We start from the raw sequence: 13,787 nt of genomic DNA on the forward strand, positions 1-13,787 counted from the left end.
AGAGGGGCGGGTCGCGCCCCGTTATCTGTTATGAACAAAGCCTAGGTTGACCTGGTCCTCAGGTCCTGGGCCGAGGGTCCCATTTCGGTTTTGACCCGGCTAAAACCGGCGGTGCATTTCGTCACGGTTAGGGACTTAAGCCGCTACACAACGCCTTGACACAGTGCGTATACTCCCGCATTCACGCGGATTTCCAACGCGCCTACGGCCCCGCCGCTGCGGCGCGATAGCGGTCTGCCGCGCCGGCCACCTCGTTGTTGTATTCAACACTTCGGTTGTAGCTGTCGATGGCGGCGATCCAGTTCTCCGTCTCCCCGAGATCCCCGCCCACCCAGCACAGGAGACGCGCCGCCGCGAGCGCGGCGTCGTCGATGTTCTGGGGATCCTCGACGCCGTCGAGATTCCCATCGGCGCCGAACCGCTCCCACGTCGAGGGGATGAACTGCATCGGCCCGACGGCGCGGTCCCATTCGGCGTCGCCATCGAGTGCTCCCCCGTCGGTGTCCGGCACCTCCGCGGTCCGTTCACCGTCGAGTGGGATGCCGAAGATCGCGGGTGTCTGCTGGCCGGCCTCGTCGATCCGCCCGCCCTGGAGCCGCCCATGGCGGGACTCGACATAGCCGATGCCCGCCAGCGTCGCCCAGTCCAGGCGACATTCCGGCAGGTCGCGGAGGAACGCAACCTCGACACCTGCGTAGGCGCTCAGCGCACGCTCGGGGATTCCGGACTCAGCGGCGGTTCGCGCCACCCAGTCGGCGTCCGCCAGGTCGGCCGTTCCGGCGGCCCCGTACTCAAGGCCGCTCGGCGGGACCGGATGCCCCTCGACCGACGGGGCGATTCGCGTGGGTGGGGTGTCGGAGCTGCCGGGCAGGACCGTGAGGGTGAGGGCGATGGTGAGCAGGGCTCCGCCGGCCACTGCAATGCCGATACCGCGTCGTCCCATGCTCGCCTCCTCCCCTCCATTCAACCGGTAGGCGCCTCCCCGACCAAGCATGAGCCGAGTGAACAGAATCATGGGCCGACGGCGAGTAGCCGCCGGCCCATCGCCACTCTGCTACCGGGCCGTGTCCATCGAGTGGAGTGCCCCGTAGAGCGTGTCGACCGTCTCGCACGTGTCGGCGGGCGGGGTGTAGTCGTTCGTCAGTCCACGCAGCTCGACGAAGAGCTCATCGGCGTCTCCCTCGGATGCGCTGACAGTCTCGACGATCTCCCGAATCCTCGTCATCTCCGGATGCCCGGGTCCGTGAACCCGTTCGACGATCGGTGCCAATTCCAGTGCTCTCTCAACAGACATGTTGTTCCCTTCTCATTGTTGCCCTCATCATGGTCGAGGGCGGCGAGAGGGTCATTGACGGCCGTCAATCACCGCGGTGTGAGGAGGCCCTCATCAACGACCGGGGCGGCCCTGCGGAAATACAGAGCCGCCCCGGTCGAGCCGAACCAGTCGGAGGTATGCCCGCACGGTGGGCAGCACCTCGCCTACGCCAGCGCGAGGAAGAGCTTCTCGAGCTCGTCGGTCGTGATTCCGTCGCGCTCCTCGGCACCCTCCGGGTCGACGAGGCAGTTCTCCATGGCAGTCGAGACCATGAGGAACCCCGCCCTATTGAGGGCATGGGTGACGGCGGCGAGCTGGGTGACGACATCCCGGCAGGACTCGCCCCGCTCCGCAGCGGCGATGACTGCGTCAAGCTGTCCTCGCGCCCTCTTGAGCCGGTTGTTGATCTTGCGCTGCGCTGCAGCGTCGTCGATGGCCATGGTCAGTCCTTCCCTGCCGCCGGTTCGGCGGCCTCCTGTCTGGTCAAAAGATCGTGTTCGGGCAGTCTGCACGACGTCGGCGCCGCGCCCCACCCGCATCGGCCCGACTGCGCCATGCGCAGTCCAAGGACTGCCATGACGGCGGCACCCACGGCAATGATGGGACTCTCGCCCACCATATCGATCGCCGTCACCACGAGGATGAGGCCAATGAGACCGGCGATGATCCGGTCGCGGGGCCGCAGCAGCACGCACATGTCAGCTGATGCCCGCCGGGGCCTTGAGGATATCGTCGGCGCTGGTGCCGAGGGCTGCCCGCAGGGTGAGCATGCCACCCGAGAGCGACGCCGAGTCGAAGCCCGCCTGGGTAAGGATACGGTGCGCGATCGCGGAGCGGACGCCCGAGGCGCACATGACGCGGACGGGGCGCCCGGAGGCGGCCTCTGTCACCTCGTCGAGACGCTCGCGCAGCTCCGTATGGGGGATGTGGAGGGCTCCGGGGACCATCCCGGTCGCGACCTCGGCCGCACTGCGGACGTCGAGGACGAGAGCATCGGTGTCGTCGAGCTGATCGGCGTACCAGAGGCTGAGCACTCCCTCCATGACATTGGAGCCGGCCATACCCGCCATGTTGACCGCATCCTTCGCCTGGCCATACGGCGGGGAGTAGGTGAGGTCGAGGTCGATGAGGTCACCGATGAGCGCGCCGTGCCGAATTGCGGTGGCGAGCACGTCGATGCGCTTGTCGACGCCGTCCGCGCCGACAGCCTGGGCGCCGAGGACCCTGCCATCCTCCCGGGCGAAGTGCACGGTGAGGTGGATCTGGGAGGCGCCCGGGAAGTAGCCGGCGTGCTGGAGCGGGTGGAGGTGGAGCGTGTGGAACGGGATGCCCGCACCGTCGAGCGTGCGGCGGTTCGCTCCGGTCATCGCGGCCGTCAGCTCACCGACGCGCACGATCGATGTGCCGAGCGGGCGGGGAATCGGTCGCGCCCGCTCCGGGGCCATGATGAAGTCGGCCACGAGGCGCCCTGCCCGGTTTGCGGGGCCCGCCAGCGCCACGGGGCGGCGGATGCCGGTGATGGGGTCCGTGCTGACGGTGGCGTCACCCACAGCAAAGACATCCGTCTGCGAGGTGCGGCCGTGCTCGTCGACGACGATCGCTCCGCGCTCGGTGTCGATGCCGGACGAGTCGAGGAACGACGTCTCCGGCCGAACCCCGACCGACAGGACGATGAGGTCGGTGTCGATCTGCGTTCCGTCCGACAGAACGACGGTGTCGCTCTGCTCACCGACGAGGATCCGCTCCGCGGCCACACCCTCGCGGGTCGTGATGCCGATGCGCCGCAACTCTTCACCGACCAGCCAGGCCTGCTCGGAGTCGAGCGGGGGAAGGACGTGAGGGGCGAGTTCGACGATCGTCGTATCGACGCCCGCCATCGACAGCGCCTCCGCGGCCTCGAGTCCGATGAACCCGGCTCCGAGGACGACGGCGCGGCGGATGCCGCGCTCGACGAAGCCGCGCACCGCGAGCGCATCGTCGACCGTGCGCAGCGTGTGGAGACGCGTCGACTCCTCGAGGCCCTCGATATCAGGCCGGAGGGCCTTCGCTCCTGGAGCGAGGACGAGCCTGTCGTACGAGAGGGTCTCCTCGACACCCTCGTGAAGGACGGTGACCTCGTGTGCACCCGCATCCACCCCGGTCACGTTGTGACCGATGCGGACGTCGAGATTGAGAGAGGCGGCCAACGACTCAGGCGTCTGGACCAGCAGCTTCGAGCGGTCGGTGATCTCTCCCCCGACGTAGTAGGGCAGGCCGCAGTTCGCGAACGAGACATAGGGCCCACGTTCGAGCACGATGATCTCCGCGGTCTCATTGAGCCGACGTGCACGAGCAGCAAAGCTCATGCCCCCGGCGACGCCACCGACAACAACAATTCTCATTAAGCCCTCCTCAGGAGCGCGCTCACCGCGCTTCACTGAGTTTAGGATACCCATGGGGGTATTTATGGTCAATCAAAGCCAGGCCTGCCGGCCATGAATGCAGTCACAGGCGCTCGTCGCGGCAGTTCAGATCTTTCCGGCCTCCGTGCGCTTCTCGACCTGGAACTGGTCCTCCGCGCGGCCGCGGGCCCAATAGCCGGAGATCGAGAGACGCTCCCGAGGGATCTCGAGCTCTTTGAACGCCCGGCGAAGCTCCTTGACCGCCTCCCGCTCGCCGTGCGCGAAGACGGAGACGTCGCCCCGCTCCGCAAGGTCGAGGCTGCGCACTCGATCGGCGAGCGCTGCGGGACTGTACTCGGCCGGGCCGCGTACGAGCCACTCGACGGTCATCCCCGCGGGCGCCGGCAATGGGAGGGGATGGTCGCTGACCTCGACGAGGACGGCGCCCACAGCATCTTCCGGCAGCCGCTCGAGTCCGGCGGCGATGGCGGGGACTGCCGATTCGTCGCCGACGAACAGGTGGAACTCAGCATCATCCCTCGGCGACCACGCGCCGCCCGGCCCCATGAATTGGACGAGGTCTCCCGGCTCGGCGGCCCGCGCCCACGGCGCGGCGATCCCCGCGTCGCCGTGGATGACGAAATCGACCGAGATCGACTCAGGGTCGACGGTGCGGACGGTGTACGTGCGGGTCTTCGGCCACCTGTCCCTCGTCTCGGTGGCCCGGATGTGGGAGACATCGACCGGCTCGGGGTAGGGCCGACCCTCCGGGTCGAAGACGAGCTTGATGTAGGAGTCCGCATGCCCCGCGTCGACGAAAGCGCCGAAGTTCGGCCCGCCGAGCACGAGTCGAAGCATGTGCGGCGTCAGCCGCTCGCTGCGAAGGACGGTGAGGTGCGTCGTGGGGCGGTGGGGGCGGGTCATTCTTCTCCAGTCGACTGAATGCCGGGGCGCGGGTTCTCTCGGCGGTCGGGTCTAGTAGTAGGAGGCCATGAGGCCGTCGTCCGTCTGGAGGATCTTCACATCCGTGTGGAACACACGGGAGAGGACCTCTTCCGTCATGATGTCCTCGGCCCGTCCGAACTCGGTCACCTTCCCGTCGTTCATCGTCACGATGTGGTCGGCGTAGCGGGCGGCGAAGTTGATGTCGTGGATGACGATGACGATCGTCCGGCCGAGCTCGTCGGCGGCCCGCCGAAGCTGCTTCATCATCTGGACGGAGTGCTGCATGTCGAGGTTGTTGAGCGGCTCGTCGAGCAGGACGAACTCCGTGTTCTGGGCGAGCACCATCGCGACGTAGGCGCGCTGGCGCTGACCTCCCGAGAGCTGATCGAGATACCGGTGCTCGAGGTCCGTGAGATTGAGGAAGTCGATGGCCTCGGTGATGTAGTACTCGTCCTCGTCGGTCAGCCTTCCCTGCGAGTACGGGTAGCGGCCGAAGCCGACGAGCTGGCGCACCGTGAGGCGGGTGATGAAGTGGTTCTCCTGGCGCAGGATCGACAGGGTCCGTGCGATCGCCTTCGAGGACGCCTTCCGCACATCCTGCCCGGCGACCTCGATCGTACCCGCGTCGATGTCGAGCAGCCGACCGATCATCGTGAGAATCGTCGACTTCCCAGCACCGTTCGGGCCGACGAGGGCGGTGATGCCGCCCTGGGGAATGTCGAGTGTGACGGGACCGATCTGGACGTCGTCCGAATAGACCTTGGTGACGTTGCGAAGCCTGATCACAGGCGCCCCTTTCTCATGATGACGACGAGGAAGACGAGACCGCCGATGAGCTCGATGATGACGGTGACCGCTCCCCCGGCGTAGAAGAAGTTGCGGAGGATGAAGTACGCCCCGCTGAGGACGACGAAGCCGAGAAGGAACGCGACCGGGTAGATGAGGCGGTGGTCGTAGGTGTCCGTCAGCGAGTAGGCGAGGGTCGCGATGAGGAAGCCGAGGAACGTCATGGGCCCGACGAGAGAGGTCGTCATCGCCATGAGGATCGAGACGAGCAGAAGGATGATCATCGTCTCGCGGCGATGGTTCATGCCGAGGTTCGAGCACACATCCCTGCCGAGTGCGAGGACATTGAGACGCCGGGCACGGAACCATAGGATCGTCGACACGACGATGACGGTCGGAATGACGAGCGGAAGGTTATCCGTATCCGCATTCGAGAGGTTGCCGAAGAGGCGTGCCGTCAGCACGTCGAACTCGTTCGGGTCGAGGAGGCGCTGCATGAAGGTGGAGAGGGCGCCGAGCCCGCCGCCGATGACGACACCGACGAGGAGCATGATGTGCATGTTCCCGAACCTGCCGGACAGGAGCCACCCGTAGAGCGCCCCCGCGAACCCGACCATGAGGAGGACCTGGAGGACGAACTGGCCGGTCCCCGCCACCATCGTCACCCCGGCCGCACCGAAGACGAAGACGACCGCAGTCTGGATCGCGATGTAGAGGGACTCGAAGCCCATGATCGACGGGGTGATGATCCGATTGGCGGTGACGGTCTGGAAGCTGACGGTCGCAAAGGCCTGGCAGGCCGCGACGACAACCATGACGATGAGGGAGTCCGCCCTCATCGACACGATCCGCCAATACCCCTCAGAACCGAACGGCATCCCGTTGTCGTACGTGAGCACCGCGAAGGCGAGAGCGAGTGCCATGACAGTAAGAGCGGAGACGATCGCGACGTAGCGGACCCTCTGCCGCTTGGTGACGATGGGGCCCGAGCACCCGGACCTGGCGCACCGTTTCGGGTTCGCCCGGCACGACTGGCATGCGAGCGGCGCAGGTGACGTGTCGGCCCGATGGACCTCGCACGCCTGCTCGATGATGATTCTCTCCTGGACCGCTTCAGCCACGACGCTGCCTCACAAGTAGGAACACAAAGACAATGGCGCCGAGGACGCCGAGGATGAGAGAGACCGGCACTTCGAACGGCATGATGATGGTCCGGCCGATGATGTCGGAGACGGTGACGACCCAGATGCCGACGAGCGCGACCCACGGCAGATTTGTCCGCAGGTTGTCGCCCCGGAAGAGCGAGACGACGTTCGGCACGATGAGGCCGAGGAACGGCAGCGCTCCGATGACGACGGTGACGACTCCGGTCACCGCCGCGACGATGCTGATCCCGGTGAAGATGATGGCGCCGTAGTTGAGGCCCACGTTCGTGGCGACGTCCTTGCCGAGGCCTGCGACGGTGAAGCGATCGGCGATGAGGAACACGATGATGAGCAGGACGATGACGATCCACAGGAGCTCGTAGCGTCCCCGCACGACCGTGGTGAACGAGCCCGCGAACCAGATTCCGAGGTTCTGGAGCATGTCCGTCTGCAGGGCGAGGAACGTGGAGAATGCACCGACGACCGCGCCGAGCATGATGCCGACGATCGGGACGATGAGGGATGACTTGAGCGTGACCCGCCTCAGGAACATGAAGAAGACGATGGTTCCGACGAACGCGAAGATGATCGCCCCGATCATCCTCACGAGGATGGGTGACCCCGGGAAGAGGATCATGGTCGTCAAAAGGCCAAGACCGGCCCATTCAGTCGTTCCCGTCGTCGACGGCTCGACGAACCTGTTCTGCGTCATCAGCTGCATGACCAGGCCCGCGATCGACATTGCCGCACCGGCGAGAACGAGGGCGATCGTCCTCGGCACGCGGGTGATGAAGAACATCTCCGCCCCGCCCTCGGCCGAGATGTCATAGACCCCGACGAAGAGCGAGGCGGTGACGAGCCCGATCGTCAGGATGATGCCGATGGCGAGCGCCCGCTTCGGCGCCGCCGAACGGCCGCGGATGCCGCTCCGCGTCTTCACATCAGTCACTGTCACGGTGTCACTCTTTCAACGAGGGGCTGGACGGCCAATGCCGCCCAGCCCTCACATCACTTCGCCTCGAACGCGTCTGCCATCTGATTGAACAGCTCGGTGTAGTGCTGGATATCCTCTGCCACATAGAAGGTCGGGTCGAGGTAGATGATGTTCCCCTCCTGCACTGCCGTCACGCCTGCCAGCGCCTCCGACTCGGCGATGAGCTCGCGCGCGCTTGCGGCGCCCTCAGTGCCGGCACCCGCATCACGGTCGAGCACAAGGATCCAGTCCGGATTTGCGTCCGCGATCGCCTCGACCGAGATGTCATCGCCCTGGTGATTGGATGAGCCGTCGCGGTCGAGGGCCGGAGTGAGCCCGAGGACGTCGAAGATCGGCCCGATCGTCCGGCCCGTCGACGGCGCAACATAGTTGATCGACCCGCCCGTGGTCATGAGACCGACGACGGTCTGGTCGGATTCGTAGGCAGCGGCGGCGCGATCGATGGACTCGTCGAAGTCGGCGATCAGCTGGTCGGCATCATCCTGCCTGCCGAAGATGTCTCCGAGCAGTGCGGTGAGCTCGCGCAGTCCGTCGTCGATCACGACATTCGCGATGTCGATCTCCGTGCTGACGAACGCCGTATCCCCCACGAGGTCGCGGATCTGCTCCTCGTACTGGGCGAAGCGCTGACCGTTGAGGATGAGGTCGGGTTCGGTGGTGATGAACGCTTCCATGTTCGGCTCGCGGTGATTGCCGAGGTTCTCGATCTCATCGCTCTCGGTGTAGACGGCCAGCGACTCATCCGCGACCGGCATGAGGTCGATCGGCGCGGCCGACAGCTCGATGCCCCAGTCGGCGAGCGTGCCGAACGTGCGATTGTCCGTCGCAATGATCGACTGCGGATCGGCGGGAAGTTCGACCGTGTTGCCGGCCATGTCCGTCACCTGCGACTCAGAGGTCGTCTCCTGCGATTCCTGTCCACCGCCTGCGTTGCCGCCCGCGGTCGTGTCGGCATCATCGCCGCAGGCCGAGAGCGTCAACGCCGCGGCGGCTGCCACGGCGATGAGGCCGAGATGGGATCGAGAACGAATGATCATCCGTGCATCTTTCTCTGAAAGAACTCATGGAACGGGCTCCCCGTTCGTAGGTAAGGCTAACCTAATTCATTTAAGAAACAACAGATGTTCGTAATTCACTTTTCGTTGACATATCAACGTAGTCCTTTGGTCCTAACGAATAAACCCTGGTAAATCCAGGAATGTCGAGTGGTCATCGCGGCGCGGTCGTTCTTCTCCATGATTTATTTCACCCCTGCGGATGCTGAGAAAGGCCCGCGTCCGTCCGGCTCACGTGGCGCCGACCGCCGCGAGTCACAATGAGCGCAGCAGCGCCACCCCCGACCGCAAGCACGACCAGCCACGATGGAAAGGGCATCTCGAACGGCTCCGGGTCCCTCTCCACAGGAGGGTCGGTGCGCTCACCGCGGACGAGGATCCTGTGACTGTTAACGCCGACCGGCGTGCAGGTGAAGAGCGTGACGATATCCCTACCCGGCACAACCGCGAGCGCGTCGCCGTCGTTCGGGTCATGGACGCCGACGCCCGTGACCCTGTACCAGCGGCGCTCGCCGAGCATCTCGATCCAGAAAGTGTCACCCACCTCCGCGTCGTGCAGGTCGGTGAATAGTCGCGCCCCCGGGAGACCCGAGTGGGCGGTGAGAACCGCGTGGGTGGAGGGCCCGCCGATCGGGAGCGCAGTCCCGGGAAGGTGCCCGGCGCCCTTGGCGAGGACATCATCGCCGGTGCCGCGGTAGATGGGCAGATCAATGCCGACGTGGCCGTATTTGACCCGCCCAACGGCGTCCGAACCATCGACCGAGAGGAAGTCGGCGTAAACACCGCTCATGCCACCGCCCTCAAAGGGATCATCAATAGCCTCGATCCCGCCGTCGGCGTTGAAGGCCCGCGCCTGCGTGAGAGCATCGCCTCCGACCTGCGGGGCGGAGGCGATGTAGTTCGCGATCTCGGCGCCGTGGCTCCGCCGTGCCGCCCAATCCGCGGCGTTCGGGTACACGAGCACGGCGAGCCCAAGCATGATGAGAAGCCACGCCGCGGCTCGCCCCACGGTCCCGCTCACCTGTCTGCGATCGTCTTCCATAGTGCTGGGTGCGGCCCGAGGGCCGCACCCCGTCATCAGCCCAAACGCTGTTTCCGTCGCAGGGCGACGTAGACACCAGCGGTGACGATGAGGGCACCTGCTGCCGTGAAGAGCCACGTGCCCGTCGACCCGGTCAGCGGCATCGCCAGGCTGGTGCGCGGTGCCCCTTCGATGCGGGTGGCGAGCTCAAGTGGCTGATCGATCTGGTCGACCGTGAACTCCACGGGGGCTGTCAGAAGTTCATACCCGACCGGCGCCTTCTGCTCGACGGCCCAGTAGGACGTCCAACCCTCGACGTCGGAACTCACGACACCGTTCTGCGTCCATCCCGAATAGCGCAGACCGATGATCCGCACCGTCCCGTCCGCTCCCGTCGTGAATACACTCCGCCCGCCGACCGTCAGCGGATTCGCTCCGCTGAGAGCCTCTGCCCGGGTGCGGTGGAGAGTGAATTCGGCGCCCTCAAGCTTCTTCGTCGCGTCGACTGCGTCGACCTTCTCGAGCAGAACGTCCCCCCATTTCGTCATCGGCTCGCTGGAGACGAGAGGCGTGTTCTCGGCAAAGGCCCGAAGACTGGTGAACAGCTCTGCGGGACTGCTGATCAGACCATCGCCCAAGGCGCCGACCTCGACGCCGCGCAGCCTCGACCTGATCGTGACCCTTACCTTGACACCTTCTGGATCGTCGGCGAGAGAGATCGCCTCACCGAGCCTGGCCCGCCCCGTCTCGAGGAACGTCAGAGTCATCTCCTGTGAACCGCCGATCTCCTTCCAGCCGATCTGGTAGTCGGAGGGCACGAGGCCCACCGTCGACCCGTCGAGCGTGACGGTGACGGGGTCGTCCGCGGACACGAGACGCGGGTCGAGGCGATCCTTGATGATGAACAGAGGTGGCGCAAGGAATCGGCTGGCCTCGTCCGTCATATTCGCATTTGCGATTCTCGGAACCCCCGCCATCATCGTCCATTCGATGACGTCGCCAGCGGCCGCCGCCGACCTGTCGTCGACGGTCTTCGTGAAGTCGAGGAGCGAGTACTTGGGGTAGACGTGGAGGTCATAGAGCCAGGAGTCCCGGTCCACCGGGTGCGTTCTCGGGACCGTCATCACCCACGGCACGGTGTCCTTCGCCGCGCCGGCGCTCGTCACCTCCTCGAACATGTACACGCCGACGGGCAGGCTCTCGAATACGGCGGGCGCATATTCACCACCAGCCGGGCCGGTGGACGCTGTCTGGGAGAGATCGCCGTACTGCACGGTCGCCTGCTGACCGTCGTACCACCACTGGCCTGCCGCCGCGTCGTAGTCGAGCTTGGACGCGTTCGCCCATCCCGTGCTCGTCGCCAGGTTGAGGCTGAACCCCTTGAGGCCCAGTTTCGCGGACACGACGTGTCGGGCTCTGAATGTTGTGCCCGGCAGTCCGGGAGCAGTCTCAAGATCGGTCTGTCTCAGACCGTCTGCCGGGGCACCGATGATTCCGCCCTGTTCCGACGTGTGAATGGTGACGCGAGCCGTCCGGTCCGGATCGAGGACCGAGTCGCTCGCATGGGCGGCGCCGATGCCGCCCGCAAGGAGCAGCGTCGCAGTGAATGCCGCCGTCAGCGCTCTCCGTGCGCCTGTCATGATTGCCATGAATCTTCCTTCGTGAGGGTGCGTTCATCGAGGCGGAGAGCCCCGAGTCTCAGAGCCGACCCGTCCCGGGCCGCGCTCATCAGCACCGACGCTAGGTTGGCGCCTCTACCCCACCCGACCGCGGCTGATCGCCTGTGAGTCGGCCGCCCGCCTGGGATTCATGGGTACTCCCAACCGCTGGATCGACCACCGCAGAACCCTCGATCGGTGATCGTCAATCGTCCTGTGGAAAGTTCTTTCACATTCATCCAATCCAGACCGGCGGGCGCTCCGAACCATAAGCACAGGGACGGAGGCCAACACGGCAGTTCCGAACCGAAGCACCACGTACTCAAGGAGACATCATGACCCGCTCAATCCGCACACGTACCTCTGCAGTCCTCAGCGTCGCCGTGCTGTCCGTGCTCACACTGGCCGCCTGCTCCGACGACGAGACGACCGAGTCCGAGTCGACCATGGAAGAGACCACGATGGCCGAGGAGGAGACGACGATGGCAGAGGAGGAGACAACCGAATCCGAGGAGCCCGACGAGATGGCCACCATCGACGGCCCGTTCGGTCCCGGCTGCGCCGCCTACGTTGAGGCGAACCCGACCGGACCGGCCTCAGTCGAGGGCATGGCCGAGGGCAACGTCGTCGACGCCGTCATCGCCAACCCCGAGCTGCAGACACTCAAGGCTGCCGTCGCGGGCGAGCTCAACCCTGACGTCAACCTCGTCGAGACCCTCGCGGGTGGCGAGTTCACGGTTCTCGCTCCCATCAACGACGCCTTCGCCGCCCTCCCCGAGGAGGATCTCAACGCGGTCGTTGCGGATGCCGATACGCTGACCAGCGTGCTCACCTACCACGTGATCCCCGGTCGGATCGGCCCCGATGAGATCGTCGGCGAGCACGAGACGGTCAACGGTGCCACCGTCACCGTCACCGGCTCGGGCGATGACCTGCAGTTCAACGACGCGGGTCTCGTCTGCGGCAACGTCGACATCACGAACGCGACCGTCTACATGATCGACTCGGTGCTTCTGCCCTGAGCCTGACGTCGAGGGTGGGCCGTGCCTTCGGGCACTGCCCACCGTCGGCATGCATGGGGAACCTGATGGCAGGCCTGGCACCGACGTGGCACTCTTGGCCTATGGAGAATACTGACCAGCCGCCGGGTCCCGGCGTACAGCGGGGTGGTGATGATGCCGGGATCCTCCTCGACCAGATCGCGAGCGGCGACCGACAGGCCTTCGCCGACCTGTACGAGTTGACGGGCGGCATGCTGCTCGCCGTCATCATCCGCGTGGTCCGGGATCGGGACCTTGCCGAGGAGGTGCTGCACGAGTGCTTCACCTACATCTGGACCTCCGCGCGGTCCTTCGACGGCGAGCGCGGGACAGGAACAGGCTGGCTCGTCACCCTCGCCCGCCGGCGAGCGATCGACTGCGTGCGCTCCACCCAGTCTCAGCGGACCCGCGAGACTGTTCAGGGGATCCGGGAGATCAACCTGACGGCCGGATTCCACGGCGGCGTCGACGACGAGGTGGAGACCCGTATCGAATCCGCTCGCGCAGCTACTGCGCTGCGGACGCTGCCGCCCGAGCAGGGGCGCGTCATCGCCCTCGTCTACTATGAGGGCCTCACCCATCAGCAGGCCGCAGAGCGCACCGGCATTCCGCTCGGGACAGTGAAGACAAGGATCAGGGACGGTTTGAAGAGACTGCGTGAACAGATGGAGGGAGTCCGATGATCGATAGAGAACACCTCGCCGCCGGACTCGTCTTCGGCGGGCTCGCCCCCGACGAGGAGTCCCTCGCCCTCGCCCTCGAGGAGCGGGATCCGGACTTTGCGCTCCTCGTCGCCGACTATTCCGAGACCGCCTCGGCACTCGCTCTGAGCGACGTCCCCGAACGGCCCTCGGATGAGATCACGGCTCGCATCCTCTCCATTCCCGAGGAGACTGCGCTCCCCCGTGCGATCGACGAATCTCCCAAACCCACGGGCGGCGGAGTCGTCTCCCTCGACGAGTTCCGTCGCGAATCATCGAAGTGGAAGCGCATCTCCCTCGCCCTTGCGGGCGTCGGTGCCGCCGCCTCCGTCGCTTTCGCCGCCGTCGTCGTCGGACTCATCGATGACCGAGATGAGCTGCGCAGTCAGGTGGAGGCCATCCAGACCGAACGGACCGAGCTCGACCGTCTCATGGAGGCCGAGGACCTCTCGATCGCCGAGGCGACGCTGCCCGGAGATGAATCCGCGCGGATCACCGTCATGGCCTCTGTCGACGAGGGGCTCATCCGCGTCCAGACCGCGAACGTCACCATCCCCGAGGATCAGGACATGCAAATGTGGCTCATCAGCGGCGACGGTGCCACACCCATGGGAGTCATCGACCCCGCCCATCCCGGCGTTGAGTCCCTGCCGATCCCTGCGAGCGCAGAGCTCGGATTCACCATGGAGCCGAAGGGCGGATCCGACGAGCTCGAGGGCCCTCCCGTGGTCTCCATCAAGCTGTAG

Annotated in this window: 15 protein-coding genes; 3 read left to right on the plus strand and 12 right to left on the minus strand. The window is 65.7% G+C overall.

The genetic code is table 11. The features are described 5' to 3' along the window. Positions 1–202: 202 nt before the first annotated feature. From EJO69_RS05740 to EJO69_RS05795, 12 genes are all read right to left on the minus strand, one after another. Positions 203–943: a transglycosylase SLT domain-containing protein gene (locus EJO69_RS05740; RefSeq protein ID WP_211331518.1), complete on the minus strand. Its 741-nt coding sequence runs from the start codon at positions 941–943 to the stop codon at positions 203–205. A 111-nt stretch (positions 944–1,054) separates the two neighbouring features. Further along, positions 1,055–1,294: a hypothetical protein gene (locus tag EJO69_RS05745; RefSeq protein ID WP_126040101.1), complete on the minus strand. Its 240-nt coding sequence runs from the start codon at positions 1,292–1,294 to the stop codon at positions 1,055–1,057. A 185-nt stretch (positions 1,295–1,479) separates the two neighbouring features. Next, positions 1,480–1,755 carry a metal-sensitive transcriptional regulator gene (locus tag EJO69_RS05750; protein WP_126040103.1) on the minus strand — a complete coding sequence of 92 codons (276 nt, stop codon included), beginning with the start codon at positions 1,753–1,755 and terminating at the stop codon, positions 1,480–1,482. A 2-nt stretch (positions 1,756–1,757) separates the two neighbouring features. Next, complete coding sequence (locus EJO69_RS05755) at positions 1,758–2,012, minus strand: hypothetical protein (protein WP_126040105.1); 255 nt, start codon at positions 2,010–2,012, stop codon at positions 1,758–1,760. Between the two features lies 1 nt (position 2,013). Continuing rightward, positions 2,014–3,696 carry an FAD-dependent oxidoreductase gene (locus EJO69_RS05760; RefSeq protein WP_126040107.1) on the minus strand — a complete coding sequence of 561 codons (1,683 nt, stop codon included), beginning with the start codon at positions 3,694–3,696 and terminating at the stop codon, positions 2,014–2,016. A gap of 126 nt (positions 3,697–3,822) precedes the next feature. Beyond that, entirely contained in the window at positions 3,823–4,620 is a 798-nt protein-coding gene (locus EJO69_RS05765) for a siderophore-interacting protein (protein WP_126040109.1), read from the minus strand. A 51-nt stretch (positions 4,621–4,671) separates the two neighbouring features. Beyond that, on the minus strand, positions 4,672–5,427 hold the full coding sequence (locus tag EJO69_RS05770; RefSeq protein ID WP_126040111.1) for an iron ABC transporter ATP-binding protein: 756 nt from the start codon (positions 5,425–5,427) through the stop codon (positions 4,672–4,674). After that, complete coding sequence (locus EJO69_RS05775; RefSeq protein ID WP_245993793.1) at positions 5,424–6,548, minus strand: iron chelate uptake ABC transporter family permease subunit; 1,125 nt, start codon at positions 6,546–6,548, stop codon at positions 5,424–5,426. Before EJO69_RS05775 ends, EJO69_RS05770 begins: the two co-directional genes overlap by 4 nt. After that, positions 6,541–7,527, minus strand: coding sequence for an ABC transporter permease (locus tag EJO69_RS05780; protein WP_211331519.1), 987 nt, complete (start codon positions 7,525–7,527; stop codon positions 6,541–6,543). Before EJO69_RS05780 ends, EJO69_RS05775 begins: the two co-directional genes overlap by 8 nt. Positions 7,528–7,580: 53 nt before the next feature. Beyond that, the gene (locus EJO69_RS05785; protein ID WP_126040113.1) at positions 7,581–8,603 is read right to left on the minus strand and encodes a siderophore ABC transporter substrate-binding protein; all 1,023 of its coding nucleotides are present in this window, start codon (positions 8,601–8,603) and stop codon (positions 7,581–7,583) included. 208 nt (positions 8,604–8,811) lie between these two features. Then, the gene (locus EJO69_RS05790) at positions 8,812–9,663 is read right to left on the minus strand and encodes a class C sortase (RefSeq protein WP_164519882.1); all 852 of its coding nucleotides are present in this window, start codon (positions 9,661–9,663) and stop codon (positions 8,812–8,814) included. Positions 9,664–9,698: 35 nt separating this feature from the next. Beyond that, complete coding sequence (locus EJO69_RS05795; RefSeq protein WP_126040117.1) at positions 9,699–11,291, minus strand: SpaH/EbpB family LPXTG-anchored major pilin; 1,593 nt, start codon at positions 11,289–11,291, stop codon at positions 9,699–9,701. 344 nt (positions 11,292–11,635) lie between these two features. Between EJO69_RS05795 and EJO69_RS05800 the strand changes: the two genes are divergently transcribed. From EJO69_RS05800 to EJO69_RS05810, 3 genes are all read left to right on the plus strand, one after another. Next, positions 11,636–12,322, plus strand: a complete 687-nt coding sequence (locus EJO69_RS05800) for a fasciclin domain-containing protein (protein WP_126040119.1) — start codon at positions 11,636–11,638, stop codon at positions 12,320–12,322. A 101-nt stretch (positions 12,323–12,423) separates the two neighbouring features. Continuing rightward, on the plus strand, positions 12,424–13,023 hold the full coding sequence (locus EJO69_RS05805; protein WP_126040121.1) for a sigma-70 family RNA polymerase sigma factor: 600 nt from the start codon (positions 12,424–12,426) through the stop codon (positions 13,021–13,023). Next, positions 13,020–13,787: an anti-sigma factor domain-containing protein gene (locus EJO69_RS05810; RefSeq protein WP_126040123.1), complete on the plus strand. Its 768-nt coding sequence runs from the start codon at positions 13,020–13,022 to the stop codon at positions 13,785–13,787. The genes EJO69_RS05805 and EJO69_RS05810 overlap by 4 nt, the downstream gene beginning before the upstream one ends.

The organism is Flaviflexus salsibiostraticola (genome assembly GCF_003952265.1).
Classification (GTDB): Bacteria; Actinomycetota; Actinomycetes; order Actinomycetales; family Actinomycetaceae; genus Flaviflexus; species Flaviflexus salsibiostraticola.